Raw genomic sequence first — 17,677 nt, forward strand, 5'->3', positions numbered from 1 at the left:
TCGGCCGCCCTGCGCCGGCCCTTCCCCCGCCCCCTACTCCTTCGTCTCCTTGCCGTGCTCCCGACCCGTGTGCAGCCTCGACTTCACATCGTCCGGCGGCAGGAAGCGCGACCACCGCTCCGGGAACTCCGACGGCATGTCCCCGCCGCCCTCCTCGTCCTCGGACTCGCCTTCCCCGAAAACCCTGACCGCCTCGGTCCGTGCCACGAGCAGCGCCGCATGCGCGGCCCGCGCGCGCTCATTCGCCGCGCGTGCCGCCGCCGTGGCCACCGACGGCCAGACGCGGTCGATCGCCGCGTTGACCGCCGCGCCCACCAGGACCGCGAACGCGGAGATCCCGATCCACAGCAGGACGGCGATGGGCGCGGCCAGCGAGCCGTAGATCGTCGGGCCCTCGACCGTGCTGGTGAGGTAGATGCGCAGCAGGAAGCTGCCGAGGACCCACATGCCGAGTGCCACCAGCGCGCCCGGCACGTCCTCGATCCACGGCGACCGGACGGGGACCGACACGTGATACAGCGTGGTCAGGAAGGCGATCGAGAGCAGGATCACCACCGGCCAGTACAGGACGGCGACGACTTCCGTGCCCCAGGGAAGCAGCTCCACCACCCGGTCGGGACCGACCACCGCCAGCGGCAGCACCACCGCGCCGATCAGCAGCGCGACGATGTAGAGGAGGAAGGCGAGCAGCCGGGTCTTGACGATGCCCCGCTGCCCGTCGAGTCCGTACATCACGGTGATGGTGTCGATGAAGACGTTCACCGCCCGCGATCCCGACCAGAGCGCGATGGCGAAGCCGATGGAGATGAGCTCGGGCCGCTTGCCCTTGGTGACGTCCGTCAGGAGCGGTTCGGCGATGTCGTGGACGCCCCGGTCGGACAGGACCGTGCGGGCGGCGTTGAGGATGTTCTCCTCGATGGAGGCGACGGTGTTGGTGTTCGTCCAGCCGTCGACATACCCGAGGAGGCCGATCATGCCGAGCAGCAGTGGCGGCAACGACAGCAGCGTGAAGAACGCCGCCTCGGCCGCGAGGCCCAGGATGCGATACTCGATGCACGAGTTGACCGTGTCCTTCAGCAGCAGCCATGCCATCTTCCGCTTGGAGACGTTGCGGTAGAGGACTCGGGCCCGGTGGAGTCGGCCCGATGGCCGCTCGGGTGTTTCATTTGCTGCCTGCACCTCCTTACCGTATCGGCATGGCAGCTACCACCCACACAGTGACCAACCAGGCTCCGCCCCTGGTGGGGTACGACGTCTACTCCGGCGACCGGGCTCTGACGGAGGCCGTGGAACGGCATGTCGCGCCCGAACTCCTCGACGAGGCACAGCAGGAGCTCTCCGGGCTCGGCACCACCGCCGGCTCCGCCCAGGCCCAGGAGTGGGGCACGCAGGCCAATGAGAATCCGCCGCAACTCAAGACCCACGACCGCTACGGCAACCGGATCGACGAGGTGGACTTCCATCCGGCCTGGCACCGGCTCCTCGGCAAGGCCGTCGCCTCCGGGCTGACCAACGCCTGGGGCCGGCCGGCCGGCCATGTACGGCGTGCGGCCGGGTTCCTGGTCTGGACGCAGGCGGAGGCCGGGCACGGCTGTCCGGTCTCGATGACGCACGCCTCGGTGCCCGCGCTGCGTACGGACCCGGCGCTGGCGGCCGAGTGGGAGCCGCGGCTGACCTCGCAGGTGTACGAGGAGGGGCTGCGGCCGGCCGCGGTGAAGGCGGGGTCCCTGTTCGGGATGGGGATGACGGAGAAGCAGGGCGGCAGCGACGTCAGGGCGAACTCGACGCGGGCCGAGCCGCTCGCCGGGGACGAGGAGTATCTGCTCACCGGTCACAAGTGGTTCTGTTCCGCTCCGATGAGTGACGGTTTTCTGGTACTCGCCCAGGCGGCCGGAGGATTGACCTGCTTCCTGGTGCCGCGGGTGCTGGAGGACGAGACCAGGAACGTGTTCCGGATCCAGCGGCTCAAGGACAAACTGGGCAACAAGTCGAACGCGTCGAGCGAGGTCGAGTTCGACGGGACGTGGGCGCGCCGGGTCGGCGACGAGGGGCGTGGGGTGCGCACCATCATCGAGATGGTGGCGGCGACCCGGCTGGACTGTGTCATCGGGTCGGCCGCGCTGATGCGCCAGGCGGTGGCGCAGGCGATCCACCACAGTGCGTACCGCAGCGCGTTCGGCGGGCTGCTGATCGACAAGCCGCTGATGCGCAACGTACTGGCCGATCTGGCGCTGGAGTCGGAGGCCGCGACGACGCTGGGGCTGCGGCTCGCCGCCGCGTACGACGCCGATACGGAGGAGGAGCGGGCCTTTCTGCGTCTCGCGGTGCCCGCCGCCAAGTACTGGGTGACCAAACGGTGTACGCCGACGGTGGCGGAGGCCCTGGAGTGTCTGGGCGGCAATGGCTACGTCGAGGAGTCGGGGCTGCCGCGGCTGCTGCGTGAGTCGCCGCTCAACTCGATCTGGGAGGGCTCGGGCAATGTCCAGGCGCTGGATGTCCTGCGCGCGCTCCAGAGGGAGCCGCAGGCGCTGAACGCCTTCCTCCAGGAGGTCGGCAAGGCCCGCGGGGCCGATCACCGGCTGGACGGGGCGATCAAGGACCTGCTGACCGAGCTGGCCGATCTGAACGGCATCGAGGCGCGGGCGCGCCGGCTGGTGGAGCGGATGGCGCTGGTACTGCAGGGCTCGCTGCTGGTGCGCTGGGCGCCGCCGGAGGTCGCGGACGCGTTCTGCGCGTCACGGCTGGGGCGTGACTGGGGCACGGCCTTCGGGACGCTGCCGCACACGCTCGATCTGGCGTCGGTCGTGGAGCGGGCGCGGGCGGAGGTCTGACACCCCTGTCTGAGACATCCGCCCGAGACCCCTGGTGAATGTCGGGGTGGTGCTGCGCCGACACGGCACCACCCCGCGCTCCGTCATGCACCCGGCAGTGCGGGCAGTGCGGCGCATGACTCACCGGCGAACCGGCGCACCGTCACTTTCGTACACACGCACGCGCGTTCGCGAGGGTTGCAAAGGGTTGCAGCCTTGTCTGCCGTATCACCACGCAAGGCAGGCGGAGAGGGGCAGGATTGAGCCAGCCCCCCCGCTTTGGACGCTGGCGTCGCCAGGAGGACCCCAGTGCAGAACACAACGCTCGACATGGCCAGGCTCGCCGCCATGGACACCGCGGAGGCAACCCGCCTGCTGAAGGGGGTACGGGATGCGGCGCTCAGCGGCCGCCGTTCGCGCGTCGGCCCGCGCGCGGACATCGAGGAGTCGTGGCAGCGGTTGCTGCGCGGCGGTATGGATCCGGACCGGGACCGCAGGGCAGGGCTGCTGCCGCTGGAGGAGATAGAGCGCCGCAGGCACGCCTCGCCGCTGCGGGAGCTGCTGCCCGTGCTGCGGGACGGCCTGGTCTCGATCGCGGACTCGGCGCAGCACATCATGGTGGTGGCCGACCCCGAGGGGCGGCTGCTGTGGCGCGAGGGCAAGTCGAGCGTGCTGCGCAAGGGCGACTCGCACGGCTTCGTACTCGGCGCCGACTGGAACGAGGGTCAGGTCGGCACGAACGGCGTGGGCACTCCGCTGGTGTCCCGGCGGCCGGTGCAGGTGCACTCCGCCGAGCACTTCGTCTCCAGCCATCACACCTGGACCTGCGCCGGGGCTCCGGTCACGGACCCCCGCGACGGGCGGCTGATCGGCGTTGTCGACGTCAGCGGGCCGCTGTCCGCGATGCACCCGGCGACGCTCACGCTCGTCACGTCGGTCACCCGGCTCGCGGAGGCCGAGCTGCGCAACCGGCACTTCGCGGCGCTCGACAGGCTGCGCAGCGTGGCGTCGCCGCTGCTCGGCCGGCTGACCGGCCGGGCGCTGGCGGTGGATGTGAACGGCTGGCCGGCCGCGGTGATCGGCATGCAGCCGCCCGGGCGTCTTGCGCTGCCGAAGTCCATCGGCTCCGGCCTGCTCTGGCTGCCGACGCTCGGCATGTGCACGGCCGAGCCACTGCCCGGCGGCTGGCTGCTGCGGGTGACGGAGCACTCCGCGACCGCGACCCGCGTCGTGCTCGATCTGAGCGGGCCGCGGCCTCCGTCGCTCACGGTGTCGGGCGAGGCGGGCAGCTGGGTGAAGGAGCTCAGCCCCCGCCATGCCGAGCTGCTGTACGTCCTGGCCGTGCACCGGGACGGGCGCAGCGCCGCGCAACTGGCGCAGGACGTCTTCGGGGACCCGACACGGACGGTGACGGTACGGGCCGAGATGTCGCGCCTGCGGCGTCATCTGGCCCAGGTACTCGCTCACCGCCCGTACCGCTTCACCGAGGAGGTGGAGGTGGAACTGGTCCGTCCGGAACAGCCTGCCGCCCTGCTCCCCGACTCCATGGCCCCGGCGGTACGGACCGCCCGCGGGGAAGCGGACTGACGCGCACCGACGCGCACTGACGCCCAAGGGGCCGGGCACGCCGCATGCCGTGGGCGCCCGGCCCGCACCCGGTGCCGATGACCCCGGCCCGGCCCGGCCGGCCCGCACCCGGAAGCCGGGTACTCGCCCCCGACGCCGAGTGAACCGAGGCTCGGCATTGGCCGGATCGTGACGTCATGATTCCCTGGGGCTCATGAGCATCACTGTCACGACCTGGTCCCTGGAACAGACCTCGCCCGCGGATCAGCGGCCTGCCGCCGAGCCCGGCGGAGATCTGCGCATCGTCCGCGCCGAGCTGCCCTCGCCCGAGTTCAGCCGGTTTCTGTATACGGCCGTCGGTGGCGACATCCACTGGAACGACCGGCTCGGCATGACCTACGCGCAGTGGGAGCAGGACCTCGCCAGGCCGGGCACCGAGACCTGGGTGGTGTACGAGAAGGGCACCCCGGCGGGCTATGTGGAGCTTCAGGCGCAGGACGGGGGCTCTGTCGAGATCGTCTACTTCGGGCTGATCCCCTCCTTCCGGGGCCGCCGGATCGGCGGTCATCTCCTGTCGTACTCAGTCGCCAGGGCATGGGACCTCGGGGAGCGCTGGCCGGCGCTGCCGCCGACGAAGCGGGTCTGGCTGCACACCTGCTCCAAGGACGGCCCGCACGCCATGGACAACTATCTGCGGCGCGGCTTCACCGTCTTCGACACCAAGGTGGAAGAGGAGATCGAGACTCCCACGCCCGGACCCTGGCCCGGCGCCCACCGCTGAAGCGGAGCTGAGTGACGGACAACACACCGTCTCGCGATGCGGGACAGTGTTGTCCACATTGTGGATAGCGGTGGACTGTCATCGGATCGCCGTGACACGCTTCCGTCATGTCTGGAACTGGAATTGCCTTGGTGAGTCGGCGACACGTCGATCTCGGCCGCATGTCCAGCGCCATCTGTCCGGCCTGCTGACAGCCCAGCACAGCCGAGCATTCTGCACCCCCCAATCCCCCTGCGCACCGCCGCGCCTCAGCGCGAGTGTGCAGCTCAGAGCCGCCCTCCTGCAGTCTCGAAGGACGTACACCCATGGCCGCCACCGAAAAGCCCGCCCTCGCCACGCCCCGCCGCAAGGCCGGACGCCACCGCGGCGAGGGCCAGTGGGCTGTTGGCCATATGACGCCGCTGAACGCCAACGAGCAGACCAAGAAGGACGACGACGGTCTCAATGTGCGGACACGCATTGAGACGATCTACGCGCACCGTGGCTTCGACTCGATCGACGGCGCCGACCTGCGCGGCCGGATGCGCTGGTGGGGGCTCTACACCCAGCGCAAGCCCGGTATCGACGGCGGCAAGACGGCGATTCTGGAGCCGGAGGAGCTGGACGACAAGTACTTCATGCTGCGCGTCCGTATCGACGGTGGCCGGCTGACCACCGAGCAGCTGCGGGTCATCGGCGAGATCTCGCAGGAGTTCGCGCGCGGCACCGCCGACATCACCGACCGGCAGAACGTCCAGTACCACTGGATCCGGATCGAGGACGTCCCGGAGATCTGGCGGCGGCTCGAAGAGGTCGGTCTCTCGACGACCGAGGCCTGCGGTGACACTCCCCGCGTCATCCTCGGCTCGCCCGTCGCCGGGATCGCCGAGGACGAGATCATCGACGGCACCCCCGCCGTCGACGAGATCCACCGCCGCATCATCGGCAACAAGGACTTCTCCAACCTGCCGCGCAAGTTCAAGTCCGCGATCTCCGGGTCGCCGCTGCTGGATGTCGCGCACGAGATCAATGACATCGCCTTCGTCGGCGTGAACCACCCCGAGCACGGCCCCGGCTTCGACCTGTGGGTGGGTGGCGGGCTCTCCACCAACCCCAAGATCGGTGTGCGGCTGGGCGCCTGGGTTCCTCTCGACGAGGTGCCCGACGTGTACGAGGGCGTCATCTCCATCTTCCGCGACTACGGCTACCGCCGGCTGCGCACCCGCGCCCGGCTGAAGTTCCTGGTCGCCGACTGGGGCGCGGAGAAGTTCCGCCAGGTCCTTGAGGACGAGTACCTTCAGCGCAAGCTGGTGGACGGACCCGCCCCGGAGCAGCCCGTACAGGAGTGGCGCGACCACGTCGGTGTGCACCGGCAGAAGGACGGACGTTTCTACGTCGGGTTCGCGCCGCGCGTCGGACGGGTGGACGGCGCCACGCTCACCAAGATCGCCGAGCTGGCGGCCGCGCACGGCTCGGGCCGGCTGCGCACCACCGTCGAGCAGAAGATGATCGTGCTGGATGTCGACGAGGCACAGGTCGACTCGCTCGTCTCCGGTCTCGAGGCGCTGGACCTTCAGGTCAATCCGTCGCCGTTCCGCCGGGGCACGATGGCCTGCACCGGTATCGAGTTCTGCAAGCTGGCGATCGTCGAGACCAAGGCACGTGGCGCTTCGCTGATCGACGAACTCGAGCGCCGCATCCCCGAGTTCGACCAGCCGATCACCATCAACATCAACGGCTGCCCCAACGCCTGCGCCCGTATCCAGGTCGCGGACATCGGTCTCAAGGGCCAGCTGGTCCTGGACGACAAGGGCGAGCAGGTCGAGGGCTACCAGGTGCACCTGGGGGGCGCGCTCGGCCTGGAGCCCGGCTTCGGACGCAAGGTCCGCGGTCTGAAGGTGACCGCCGATGAGCTTCCGGACTACGTCGAGCGGGTGCTCAAGCGCTTCCAGGCGGAACGCGAGGACGGCGAGCGCTTCGCCACCTGGGCCGCTCGCGCGTCCGAGGAGGCGCTGTCGTGAGCGAGCGTGCCGCGCCCTTTTACTGCCCGTACTGCGGCGACGAGGACCTGCGTCCCAACGAGCAGGGCCACGGCGCGTGGGAATGCGCAGCCTGCAATCGAGCCTTCCAGTTGAAGTTCCTCGGGCTGCTGACCCGGGGACTTCAGCGCACCGACGGTGGAGGGAACGAGACATGACAACCACTCAGGCAACAGATCTGCGGGAGCTCGCCGAGCAGGCAGGGCGGGACCTCGAGGACGCCTCCGCACTGGAGATCCTGAAGTGGGCGGCCGACACGTTCGGTCCGCGCTTCTGCGTCACCTCTTCGATGGAGGACGCGGTGGTCGCCCATCTCGCCTCCCGTGTACTGCCCGGCGTGGACGTCGTCTTCCTCGACACCGGCTACCACTTCCCCGAGACCATCGGGACCCGGGACGCCGTCGAGGCCGTGATGGACGTCAACCTCATCACGCTCACGCCCCGCCAGTCGGTGGCCGAGCAGGATGCCGAGTACGGCCCGAAGCTGCACGACCGCGACCCCGACCTGTGCTGCGCCCTGCGCAAGGTCAAGCCCCTTGAGGAGGGACTGACCGCGTACGACGCATGGGCGACGGGTCTGCGCCGTGACGAGTCCCCGACCCGGGCGAACACCCCGGTCGTCGGCTGGGACGAGAAGCGTCAGAAGGTCAAGATCTCGCCGATCGCCCGCTGGACGCAGGACGACGTGGACGCGTATGTCGCCGAGCACGGCGTCCTCACCAACCCGCTGCTGATGGACGGTTACGCCTCCGTGGGCTGCGCGCCCTGCACCCGCCGGGTGCTGGAGGGCGAGGATGCCCGGGCCGGCCGCTGGGCCGGGCGCGGCAAGACCGAATGCGGGCTGCACGGATGACGATTCTGGGAGACAAGCACGTGACTGGGGCCACCATCTGGCTCACCGGTCTGCCGAGCGCGGGCAAGACCACCATCGCCTACGAGCTGGCGGAGCGGCTGCGCGCCGACGGCCACCGCACCGAGGTGCTCGACGGCGACGAGATCCGCGAGTTCCTGTCCGCGGGCCTCGGCTTCAGCCGCGAGGACCGGCACACCAATGTGCAGCGGATCGGCTTCGTGGCCGAACTGCTGGCGTCCAACGGCGTCAAGGCGCTGGTCCCGGTGATCGCCCCGTACGAGGACAGCCGCGAGGCTGTGCGCAAGCGCCACGCCGCTGAGGGCACGCCGTATGTGGAGGTGCATGTCGCGACTCCGGTGGAGGTCTGCTCCGTACGCGATGTGAAGGGTCTGTACGCCAAGCAGGCGGCCGGCGAGATCAGCGGTCTCACCGGTGTCGACGACCCGTACGAGGAGCCGCAGAACCCGGATCTGCGGATCGAGTCGCACCAGCAGAGCGTTCAGGAGTCCGCGTCGGCGCTGCATGCGCTGCTCACCGAGAGGGGTCTGGCATGACGACCAGCGTCAACGTAGTGAGCGAAGGCACCGACAGCCCGTACGCCCTGTCGCACCTGGACGCTCTGGAGTCCGAGGCGGTGCACATCTTCCGTGAGGTGGCGGGCGAGTTCGAGCGGCCGGTGATCCTTTTCTCCGGCGGCAAGGACTCGATCGTCATGCTGCATCTCGCGCTGAAGGCGTTCGCGCCCGCCGCGATCCCCTTCTCGCTGCTGCATGTCGACACCGGGCACAACTTCCCCGAGGTGCTGGAGTACCGCGACCGCGTGGTGGCCGCACATGGGCTGCGGCTCCATGTGGCCTCCGTGCAGGACTACATCGACAGCGGAAAGCTGCGCGAGCGTCCCGACGGCACCCGCAACCCGCTGCAGACCGTGCCTCTGACCGAGGCCATCCAGCACCACCGCTTCGACGCGGTGTTCGGCGGCGGCCGCCGGGACGAGGAGAAGGCGCGCGCCAAGGAGCGGGTGTTCTCGCTGCGGGACGAGTTCTCGCAGTGGGACCCGCGCCGCCAGCGCCCCGAGCTGTGGCAGCTCTACAACGGCCGGCACGCGCCGGGCGAGCATGTGCGCGTCTTCCCGCTGTCCAACTGGACCGAGCTGGACGTCTGGCAGTACATCGCCCGCGAGAACATCGACCTGCCCCAGATCTACTTCGCGCACGAGCGTGAGGTCTTCAAGCGGGCCAACATGTGGCTGACCGCCGGTGAGTGGGGCGGCCCGCGCGGGAACGAGGTCGTCGAGAAGCGGCGCGTCCGCTACCGCACGGTCGGCGACATGTCCTGCACCGGTGCCGTCGACTCCGACGCGACCACGCTGGACGCCGTCATCGCCGAGATCGCCGCGTCGCGTCTCACCGAGCGGGGCGCGACCCGCGCCGACGACAAGATGTCCGAGGCCGCGATGGAAGACCGCAAGCGCGAGGGGTACTTCTAGTCATGACGAGCACCACCGAACCCACCGAGCCGCTGTCGGTCGAGCAGTTGTCGGCGACCACCCTGCTGCGCTTCGCCACCGCGGGCTCTGTCGACGACGGCAAGTCCACCCTTGTCGGGCGGCTGCTGCACGACTCCAAGTCGGTCCTGACGGACCAGCTGGAGGCCGTCGAGCGCGTCTCCCAGAGCCGCGGCCAGGACGCCCCCGACCTCGCTCTCCTCACCGACGGCCTGCGCGCAGAGCGCGAGCAGGGCATCACCATCGACGTGGCGTACCGGTACTTCGCGACCGCGCGACGCCGGTTCATCCTGGCCGACACCCCCGGCCATGTGCAGTACACGCGGAACATGGTCACCGGCGCCTCGACCGCCGACCTGGCCGTCGTCCTCGTGGACGCCCGCAACGGCGTCATCGAGCAGACCCGCCGCCACGCCGCCGTCGCCGCGCTGCTGCGCGTCCCGCACGTCGTCCTCGCCGTGAACAAGATGGACCTCGTCGACTACAAGGAGTCCGTCTTCGCCGCGATCGCCGAGGAGTTCACGGCGTACGCCTCCGAACTCGGCGTCCCTGAGATCACCGCGATCCCGATCTCGGCGCTCGCCGGTGACAACGTGGTGGACGCCTCAGCGAACATGGACTGGTACGGCGGCCCCACGGTCCTGGAGCACCTGGAGACCGTGCCGGTCAGCCATGACCTGGCCCACTGCCACGCGCGCCTTCCCGTGCAGTACGTAATCCGCCCGCAGACCGCCGAGCACCCCGACTACCGGGGCTACGCAGGCCAGATCGCGGCCGGCACGTTCCGGGTCGGCGAGAGCGTGACCGTGCTGCCGTCCGGCCGCACCACGAAGCTCGCCGGGATCGACCTGCTGGGCAAGCGGGTCGACGTCGCCTGGACCCCGCAGTCGGTGACTCTCCTGCTGGAGGACGACATCGACATCTCGCGCGGCGACCTGATCGTGCCGAGCAAGGACGCGCCCGCGACCACCCAGGACGTCGAGGCGACCGTCTGCCATGTCGCCGACCAGCCGCTCACCGTCGGCCACCGGGTGCTGCTCAAGCACGGCACCCGCACGGTCAAGGCGATCGTCAAGGACATCCCGTCCCGGCTGACCCTCGACGACCTGTCCCTGCACCCGCACCCCGGGCAGCTGGTCGCCAACGACATCGGCCGCGTCAAGATCCGTACCGCCGAGCCGCTGCCGCTCGACTCGTACGCCGACTCCCGCCGCACCGGCTCGTTCATCCTGATCGACCCGGCCGACGGCACCACGCTCACCGCGGGCATGGTCGGCGAGTCCTTCGCGAGCCCCGAGCCGGTCAAGGACGAGACCGACGACGACGGCTGGGACTTTTGATGACCACGGACTTCTACGCGACGTTCGCGAAGGAGGGCGGCCGCGTCGGCAGCGGCGCCCTCGGCGCGGGCACGGGCGGGGTGGCGCGATGTGCGCGATGACGTACGCGCACTGCCTGCGCGCCCTCACCCCCCGCACCCTGCACAAACGAAGACCGCCGACACCCCGGCCGCGTCCGACGTGACGCAAGAACCGGGCCTCCGAGAGGAAACGCCTCCCGTGCCTGCCAACCGTACGAACCTGCGCCGCAGTCTCGCCGCTGCCGCCGCCCTTCCGCTGCTCGCCGTGGCGCTCACCGCCTGCGGCTACGGCTCCGAGGCCAAGAAGGACGACAACGTCGCTCCCGCCGCCAAGGGTGAGAAGCTCTCCGCCGACACCGTGAAGATCGGCTACTTCCCGAACCTCACGCACGCCACGGCTCTGGTGGGCCTCCAGGAGGGCCTCATCGCGAAGGAGCTGGGCGGCACCAAGGTGGCCCCCCAGGCGTTCAACGCCGGCCCGTCCGAGATCGAGGCCCTCAACGGGGGCAGCATCGACATCGGCTTCATCGGCCCATCGCCGTCCATCAACGGTTACACCAAGGCCAAGGGCCAGAACCTGCGGATCATCTCCGGCTCCGCATCGGGCGGCGTGAAGCTCGTCGTCAACCCGGACAAGATCAAGACCCTGGACGACGTCAAGGGCAAGAAGATCGCCACCCCGCAGCTCGGCAACACCCAGGATGTGGCCTTCCTCAACTGGATCTCCGAGAAGGGCTGGAAGGTCGACGCCCAGAGCGGCAAGGGCGACGTCTCCGTGGTCCGCACGGACAACAAGGTGACCCCGGACGCCTACAAGTCCGGCTCCATCGACGGCGCCTGGGTGCCGGAGCCGACCGCGTCCAAGCTGGTCGCCGAGGGCGGCAAGGTGCTGCTCGACGAGTCCACCCTGTGGCCCGGCAAGAAGTTCGTGATCACGAACATCATCGTCAAGCAGAGCTTCCTCAAGGAGCACCCGGACGTCGTCGAGGCCGTACTGCGCGGCACGGTGAAGACCAACGCGTGGATCAACGCCAACCCGGACAAGGCGAAGGCCTCGGCCAACGCCGCCCTGAAGAAGGAGACCGGCAAGGAGCTCCCTGCCAAGGTCATCGACCTGGCCTGGCCGAGCATCCAGATCACCGATGACCCGCTGGCCGCCACGCTGAACACGCAGGCGCAGCACTCGGTCGCCTCCGGTCTGCTCAAGGATCCCGACCTGAAGGGCATCTACGACCTCACGCTCCTCAACAAGGTGCTCAAGGCCGCAGGGCAGCCCGAGGTCGCCGACGCCGGTCTCGGCGTCAAGTAAGCAGCGAATCCGGACCGTTCCCAGGAGGTGACGACCATGGCATCCACAATCGTCAAGGCTGCCGACGGCGGCACGGCGGTGTCGCACGCCGCCCGTATCGAGCATGTCTCGAAGTCCTTCGCCGGACCCGCCGGAGCGCAGCTCGTACTGGACGACATCACGCTCGATGTCGCTCCGGGCGAGTTCGTCACCCTCCTGGGAGCCTCCGGGTGCGGCAAGTCCACCCTGCTCAATCTGGTCGCAGGACTGGACAGGCCGACCTCCGGAAGCATTGAGACCCCGGGCGGGCGCCCGGCCCTGATGTTCCAGGAACACGCCCTCTTCCCGTGGCTGACCGCGGGCAAGAACATCGAGCTGGCGCTGCGGCTGCGCGGCGTCGCGAAGACGGAGCGCCGAACCGAGGCCGAGCGGCTGCTGGAGCTCGTACGGCTGAAGGGCGCGTACGGCAAGCGGGTGCACGAGCTGTCGGGCGGTATGCGCCAGCGCGTGGCGCTGGCCCGTGCGCTGGCCCAGGACAGCGAACTGCTGCTGATGGACGAGCCGTTCGCCGCGCTCGACGCCATCACCCGGGACGTGCTGCACGACGAGCTGACCCGGATCTGGCGCGAGACGAACGTCTCGGTCCTGTTCGTCACCCACAACGTCCGCGAGGCCGTGCGGCTCGCCGAGCGTGTGGTGCTGCTGTCCTCCCGGCCGGGCCGGATCGCGCAGGAATGGACCGTGGACATTCCGCAGCCGCGCCGCATCGAGGACGCCGAGGTCGCGGAGCTGTCCGTCGAGATCACCGAACAACTGCGTGGGGAGATCCGCCGCCATGGCCAGCACTGAGGTTCGCGACGACGTCGCAAAGGCAGGCACGAAGGCCGACGACCTCGCCGGCCTCGAAGCAGGACTGGACGCGCTGGACGCGGTACAGGTCAGTCGCACCCCGGTGCGCCATGTGCTGCTGCAGAAGGTGCTGCCGCCCGTCCTGGCGATAGCCCTCGTGCTGGTCGTCTGGCAGCTGCTGGTCGAGGCGAAGATCACCGAGGACTACAAGCTGCCCGCCCCGTCGGCGGTGTGGGACAGCGCGGCCGAACAGTGGGCGCAGGGCACGCTGCTCGACGTCGTCTGGACCAGCGTCTCGCGCGGCCTGCTCGGCTTTCTGTTCGCACTCGCCATCGGCACCCCGCTCGGACTGCTCGTCGCCCGGGTGAAGTTCGTCCGCGCGGCGATCGGGCCGATCCTCTCCGGTCTCCAGGCGCTGCCCTCGGTCGCCTGGGTGGCTCCGGCGGTGATCTGGCTCGGCCTCAACGACTCGATGATGTATGCGGTGATCCTGCTCGGTGCGGTCCCCTCGATCGCCAACGGGCTGGTCTCCGGAGTGGACCAGGTGCCGCCGCTGTTCCTGCGGGCCGGCCGGACCTTGGGCGCGACCGGTCTGAGTGGCATTCGCCATGTGGTCATGCCGGCCGCGCTGCCCGGCTATCTGGCGGGCCTCAAGCAGGGCTGGGCGTTCTCCTGGCGCTCCCTGATGGCCGCCGAGATCATCGCGTCCTCGCCCGATCTGGGCCTGGGTCTCGGCCAGTTGCTGGAGAACGGGCGCAACAACGCCGACATGCCCGGCGTGCTGCTCGCCATCATCCTCATCCTGATCGTCGGCGTCGCGATCGACCTGCTGATCTTCAGTCCGGTGGAGCGGTCGGTGCTGCGCAGCCGCGGTCTCCTGGTCAAGAGCTGAGACGCCTCATGCACAACCCCGTCCTCCTCGTCATCGCTCACGGCAGCCGCGACCCGCGGCACGCCGCGACCGTGCACGCCCTGGTGGAGCGTGCCCGGTCGCTGCGGCCGGGGCTGCGCGTGGAGACGGGCTTCCTGGACTTCAACGCACCGTTCGTGCCGAGGGTGCTGGAGCGTCTTGCGGCCGAGGGTGTACGGGACGTGGTGGCGCTGCCGCTGCTGCTGACCCGCGCCTTCCACGCCAAGGCCGACATCCCCGCGGTGCTGCGGGCCGCTCCCCCGGTCCTGCGCATCCATCAGGCCGAGGTGCTCGGCCCGTCCCCGCTTCTCCTTTCCGCTCTGGAGCGGCGGCTGTACGAAGCCGGGCTCGGCCCGGCCCAGAAGCGCTCGACGGGGCTGGTCCTGGCCTCGACGGGCTCAACAGACCCGGAGGCGATCGCAGTGATCGCTGAAATCGCGCGGGAGCTGCGGCACACCGGTTGGTGCGCCGTGCGGCCTGCGTTCGCCTCCGCATCTCTTCCGCGCACCGAGGACGCCGTGCGGCAACTGCGGGCCGAGGGCTGCGAGCGGGTGGCGGTGGCTCCGTACGTCATCGCGCCGGGCCGTCTCCCGGACCGCATCGCGCAGGGCGCCCGGGACGCCGATGTGCTGGCCGACGTCCTCGGTCCAGCCCCGGAGGTGGCGCGGCTGCTGCTGGAGCGCTACGACGAGGCGCGGACGCGGACGCTCGTCGCGGCGTCGGCCTAGGCCTGGGGCTGGGCCTGGGCCCGGGCCTGGGGCTTCATGCCTGCGGGTCACGCCCGCTCGTCGCCAGCGCCCGTTCGAAGGCCGTCGCGCCGTCCGCCGTCGCCACCGGGTCCGCGAAGCCTTCGTACTGGCGATAGACCTCGGCATGTTCCTCGACGACAGCGAGGACGAACTCGCCCGTCCCGTCCGGCACCTTGAAGTCCTGGCCCGTGGAGCGGGCCAGATCCCAGCCGTGCAGGGCGAGTTCCTTGACGATGAGCGAGGCGATCTCGGAGGCCGGCATCTTCGTGAAGCCGAGGTCCACCTCGCCCTCCCAGGCCGCCGGGTCCTGCCAGGCGGCGAGGGCACGGTCGAGCTGGGTGGCGTACCGCTCGGCCCAGTCGGAGTCCGTGGTGAAGTCGCGCTGGGTGAGCTCTTCGGGGAGCTGCTTGCGCAGCGCGCGGTGCTCCAGGCCGTACGAGGAGTACAGGACGAGGTGGTTGACGAGGTCCCGGACCTTCCAGTCCGCACAGACGGAGGGCTCGGACAGCGACTCGGCGCGGACGCCGCGGGCGACACGGGCCGCTTCGGCGGCACAGACGGTCAGGTGCGAGTGGATGCTGTTCATGCCACGGAAGCTATGCCCGGGGGTCCCGGCCGGTCTTGAAGGAACGCGACAGCGGGCTGCACCGTTCACCTGTGCTGTGTCCGACGCCGGGCACCGGGTCTCTCGGACACCTGGAGGAGAACCTGCGGGCGGCGTCGGTCCGGCTCACCGATGAGGACGCCACAGCCCTTGGATGACGCCGGCCTCGCCAGTGAACCGCGTGCCCTGGTGGAAATAGAGCAGCCAGCCGTCCATCGTCAGCCGCCACAGGGAGCTGCGGTGGGCCCGATGCGTGCCCGAGTCGGTGTCGAAGGTCAGATGCACCACATCGGGCGCCAGCTGGGCGCCTTTCATACCTGAGGTGGTGACCGGCCGCGGCGAGGGTGAGTCGAGCCCGGTAAGGGCCGCGATGATCGAGTCGCGGTCCCAGATCCGGCCCGAGGTGCCGAACTCCCGGTAGTCCGGGTGGAGCAGGCCGGCCAGTCGTTCCGGCGACAGGCGCACCGCCGGGTCGAGGAGGCTCAGTTCCGCCTCCATGGCGGCGCTGACGGCTTCCGTGGGGTCAGTCACGTGTCAGCTCCACCAGTTTCACCACGGTGTTCCAGTTGCGGCTGGTCGCGACGATGCCCTTGAACAGGCTCGGCTTCCCCAGCGCCTCCGCGAGTTTGGAGCGGCCGAGGCCGTTCGGCGCGTACAGATACAGCGCGCGGTCGCCGAGCCGGAACTCCTCCGGCACAAATGCCGCCGCGTCGATCGACGCGAGCCGCTCGGGGCCGACGGGCTCCGAGAAGTACATGACATGCAGCTGCTTGCCCTCCAGCGACGCGGCCGGGAAGGGGCAGTCGTCGGCCACCGCGCTCAGATACTCATGGCTGCGCACCAGAGTGTCGACGGCGAAGCCGAAGCGCTTCTCGACGGCCCGCTCCAGAGCCTTGCCGAGTGCCTTCTCGTCGTCCGACTCGCTGGAGAAGACGGCGTTGCCGCTCTGCAGATACGTGGCCACGTCACCGTGGCCCAGTTCCTTCAGCAGTTCGCGGAGTTCGGCCATCGGGACCTTCTTGTGGCCACCGACGTTGATCCCGCGCAGGAGTGCCGCATACCTCGTGGTCATCGGCACACCTTAAGGCGGCCGCCGTGCCCCGTGGGGGAGGGCACGGCGACCGCCGGCTCAGCGACTCGCTCCCTGGGTTACTCGACGACCTTCAGCAGCTTGTTGGGCGTGCCCGCGCTGGGGTTGCTGATCTTGTCGGGCGTGGCGCCGTCGGTCAGCGCCTTGGACACCTGCTCCGGGGTCGCGTCCTGGTGGGCGCCGAGGTAGACCGCCGCGGCGCCGACGACGTGCGGCGTCGCCATCGAGGTGCCGGAGATGGTCTTGGTGCCCTCGTCGCTGTCGTTCCAGGCCGAGGTGATCTCCGAGCCCGGGGCGTAGATGTCCACGATCTCGCCGAAGTTGGAGAAGTCCGACTGCTTGTCGTCCTCGGTGGAGGAGGCGACGGTGATGGCCTCCTTGACGCGCGCCGGAGAGCCCTGGCTCGCGTCCGTGGACTCGTTGCCCGCCGCGACGGCGAAGGTGACGCCGGACGCGATCGCCTTGCGGACGGCCTCGTCGAGCGCCTCGTCGGCACCGCCGCCGAGGCTCATGTTGGCGACGGACGGGCCCTTGTGGTTCTTGGTGACCCAGTCGATGCCCGCGACGACCTGCTCCGTGGTGCCGGAGCCGTTGTCGTCGAGGACGCGGACGGCGACGATCTTCGCCTTCTTGGCGACACCGTACGTGGACCCGGCGATGGTGCCCGCGACATGGGTGCCGTGACCGTTGCCGTCGTCGGCGGAGTCGTCGTTGTCGACGGCGTCGAAGCCGTGCGCCGCGCGGCCGCCGAAGTCCTTGTGCGAGATGCGGACTCCGGTGTCGATGACGTACGCCGTCACACCCTCACCGGCGCTGTCCGGGTAGGTGTACTTCTTGTCGCCTGCGGTGTCGGCCTGGTCGATCCGGTCCAGGCCCCACGACGGCGGGTTGTCCTGGGTTTCGTTGATCGAGAACTTCTTGTTCTGGACGACCTTGGCGACGGCCGGGTCGGCGGCGAGGCGCTTGGCCTCGGTCTCCGAAAGGCCGCTGGCGGAGAAGCCGTTGATGGCGGAGCTGTAGTTGCGCTGCAGCTTGCCGCCGTACTCCTCGGCCAGGTCCTGCTTGTCGGCCTTCTGGTCCAGCATCACGATGTAGCTGCCGGCGACGGCGCCTTCGGCGTTCGCGCCGTAGACAGTGCCCTCGGCGGGAGTCGCGGCTCCCGCGAAGGACGTGCCGAGTACGGTCACTCCGGCTGCGGCAGCCACGGCAGTTATGGCCGCGGTCAGCTTGATCCTGCTCGCGCGCTTGTGAGTTGCCATGAAGAGGGGACTCCTCGTCATTCAGTTTTTGTG

At 69.7% G+C, this 17,677-nt stretch carries 19 protein-coding genes; 14 read left to right on the top strand and 5 right to left on the bottom strand.

Features of this window, described 5'->3' with window-relative positions; all coding sequences use genetic code 11:
* Positions 1-33: 33 nt before the first annotated feature.
* Positions 34-1,179, bottom strand: coding sequence for a YihY/virulence factor BrkB family protein (locus tag ACI2LP_RS02785; RefSeq protein WP_404722726.1), 1,146 nt, complete (start codon positions 1,177-1,179; stop codon positions 34-36).
* Positions 1,180-1,196: 17 nt separating this feature from the next.
* On the opposite strand from ACI2LP_RS02785, the gene ACI2LP_RS02790 reads away from it, so the two are divergent.
* The 14 genes from ACI2LP_RS02790 (at position 1,197) to ACI2LP_RS02855 (ending at position 14,670) form a co-directional block, all read left to right on the top strand.
* The gene (locus ACI2LP_RS02790; protein ID WP_404722727.1) at positions 1,197-2,831 is read left to right on the top strand and encodes an acyl-CoA dehydrogenase family protein; all 1,635 of its coding nucleotides are present in this window, start codon (positions 1,197-1,199) and stop codon (positions 2,829-2,831) included.
* A 288-nt stretch (positions 2,832-3,119) separates the two neighbouring features.
* Entirely contained in the window at positions 3,120-4,397 is a 1,278-nt protein-coding gene (locus tag ACI2LP_RS02795; protein ID WP_404722728.1) for a GAF domain-containing protein, read from the top strand.
* A gap of 193 nt (positions 4,398-4,590) precedes the next feature.
* Positions 4,591-5,157 (top strand): GNAT family N-acetyltransferase, encoded by a 567-nt coding sequence (locus ACI2LP_RS02800; RefSeq protein WP_404722729.1) that lies wholly within the window; start codon positions 4,591-4,593, stop codon positions 5,155-5,157.
* Between the two features lie 107 nt (positions 5,158-5,264).
* A complete protein-coding gene (locus tag ACI2LP_RS02805; protein ID WP_313904670.1) occupies positions 5,265-5,348 on the top strand; it encodes a putative leader peptide in 84 nt (27 codons plus the stop codon).
* A 114-nt stretch (positions 5,349-5,462) separates the two neighbouring features.
* Entirely contained in the window at positions 5,463-7,157 is a 1,695-nt protein-coding gene (locus ACI2LP_RS02810; RefSeq protein ID WP_404722730.1) for a nitrite/sulfite reductase, read from the top strand.
* Positions 7,154-7,333 (top strand): hypothetical protein, encoded by a 180-nt coding sequence (locus ACI2LP_RS02815; RefSeq protein ID WP_404722731.1) that lies wholly within the window; start codon positions 7,154-7,156, stop codon positions 7,331-7,333. The genes ACI2LP_RS02810 and ACI2LP_RS02815 overlap by 4 nt, the downstream gene beginning before the upstream one ends.
* Positions 7,330-8,028 (top strand): phosphoadenylyl-sulfate reductase, encoded by a 699-nt coding sequence (locus tag ACI2LP_RS02820; protein ID WP_404722732.1) that lies wholly within the window; start codon positions 7,330-7,332, stop codon positions 8,026-8,028. The genes ACI2LP_RS02815 and ACI2LP_RS02820 overlap by 4 nt, the downstream gene beginning before the upstream one ends.
* The gene (gene cysC / locus ACI2LP_RS02825; protein ID WP_404722733.1) at positions 8,010-8,582 is read left to right on the top strand and encodes an adenylyl-sulfate kinase; all 573 of its coding nucleotides are present in this window, start codon (positions 8,010-8,012) and stop codon (positions 8,580-8,582) included. Before ACI2LP_RS02820 ends, cysC begins: the two co-directional genes overlap by 19 nt.
* Positions 8,579-9,517 carry a sulfate adenylyltransferase subunit CysD gene (gene cysD / locus ACI2LP_RS02830; RefSeq protein ID WP_404722734.1) on the top strand — a complete coding sequence of 313 codons (939 nt, stop codon included), beginning with the start codon at positions 8,579-8,581 and terminating at the stop codon, positions 9,515-9,517. Before cysC ends, cysD begins: the two co-directional genes overlap by 4 nt.
* A gap of 2 nt (positions 9,518-9,519) precedes the next feature.
* A complete protein-coding gene (locus ACI2LP_RS02835) occupies positions 9,520-10,875 on the top strand; it encodes a sulfate adenylyltransferase subunit 1 (RefSeq protein WP_404722735.1) in 1,356 nt (451 codons plus the stop codon).
* A 219-nt stretch (positions 10,876-11,094) separates the two neighbouring features.
* Positions 11,095-12,204, top strand: coding sequence for an aliphatic sulfonate ABC transporter substrate-binding protein (locus tag ACI2LP_RS02840; protein ID WP_404722736.1), 1,110 nt, complete (start codon positions 11,095-11,097; stop codon positions 12,202-12,204).
* Between the two features lie 36 nt (positions 12,205-12,240).
* Positions 12,241-13,032 carry an ABC transporter ATP-binding protein gene (locus tag ACI2LP_RS02845; RefSeq protein ID WP_404722737.1) on the top strand — a complete coding sequence of 264 codons (792 nt, stop codon included), beginning with the start codon at positions 12,241-12,243 and terminating at the stop codon, positions 13,030-13,032.
* Complete coding sequence (locus tag ACI2LP_RS02850; RefSeq protein ID WP_404722738.1) at positions 13,019-13,924, top strand: ABC transporter permease; 906 nt, start codon at positions 13,019-13,021, stop codon at positions 13,922-13,924. Before ACI2LP_RS02845 ends, ACI2LP_RS02850 begins: the two co-directional genes overlap by 14 nt.
* Before the next feature lie 8 nt (positions 13,925-13,932).
* On the top strand, positions 13,933-14,670 hold the full coding sequence (locus ACI2LP_RS02855; protein WP_404722739.1) for a sirohydrochlorin chelatase: 738 nt from the start codon (positions 13,933-13,935) through the stop codon (positions 14,668-14,670).
* 34 nt (positions 14,671-14,704) lie between these two features.
* Here ACI2LP_RS02855 and ACI2LP_RS02860 read toward each other — a convergent pair whose 3' ends face one another.
* The 4 genes from ACI2LP_RS02860 to ACI2LP_RS02875 form a co-directional block, all read right to left on the bottom strand.
* A complete protein-coding gene (locus ACI2LP_RS02860) occupies positions 14,705-15,277 on the bottom strand; it encodes a TIGR03086 family metal-binding protein (RefSeq protein ID WP_404722740.1) in 573 nt (190 codons plus the stop codon).
* A 144-nt stretch (positions 15,278-15,421) separates the two neighbouring features.
* Complete coding sequence (locus ACI2LP_RS02865; RefSeq protein WP_404722741.1) at positions 15,422-15,826, bottom strand: DUF4440 domain-containing protein; 405 nt, start codon at positions 15,824-15,826, stop codon at positions 15,422-15,424.
* Positions 15,819-16,367: a DUF1697 domain-containing protein gene (locus tag ACI2LP_RS02870; RefSeq protein ID WP_404722742.1), complete on the bottom strand. Its 549-nt coding sequence runs from the start codon at positions 16,365-16,367 to the stop codon at positions 15,819-15,821. Before ACI2LP_RS02870 ends, ACI2LP_RS02865 begins: the two co-directional genes overlap by 8 nt.
* Before the next feature lie 77 nt (positions 16,368-16,444).
* Positions 16,445-17,644, bottom strand: coding sequence for a S8 family peptidase (locus ACI2LP_RS02875; protein ID WP_404722743.1), 1,200 nt, complete (start codon positions 17,642-17,644; stop codon positions 16,445-16,447).
* Positions 17,645-17,677: the final 33 nt, after the last annotated feature.

Origin of the sequence: Streptomyces sp. NPDC019890 (genome assembly GCF_044903445.1) — a bacterium.
In the GTDB taxonomy this organism is placed as follows: Bacteria; Actinomycetota; Actinomycetes; order Streptomycetales; family Streptomycetaceae; genus Streptomyces.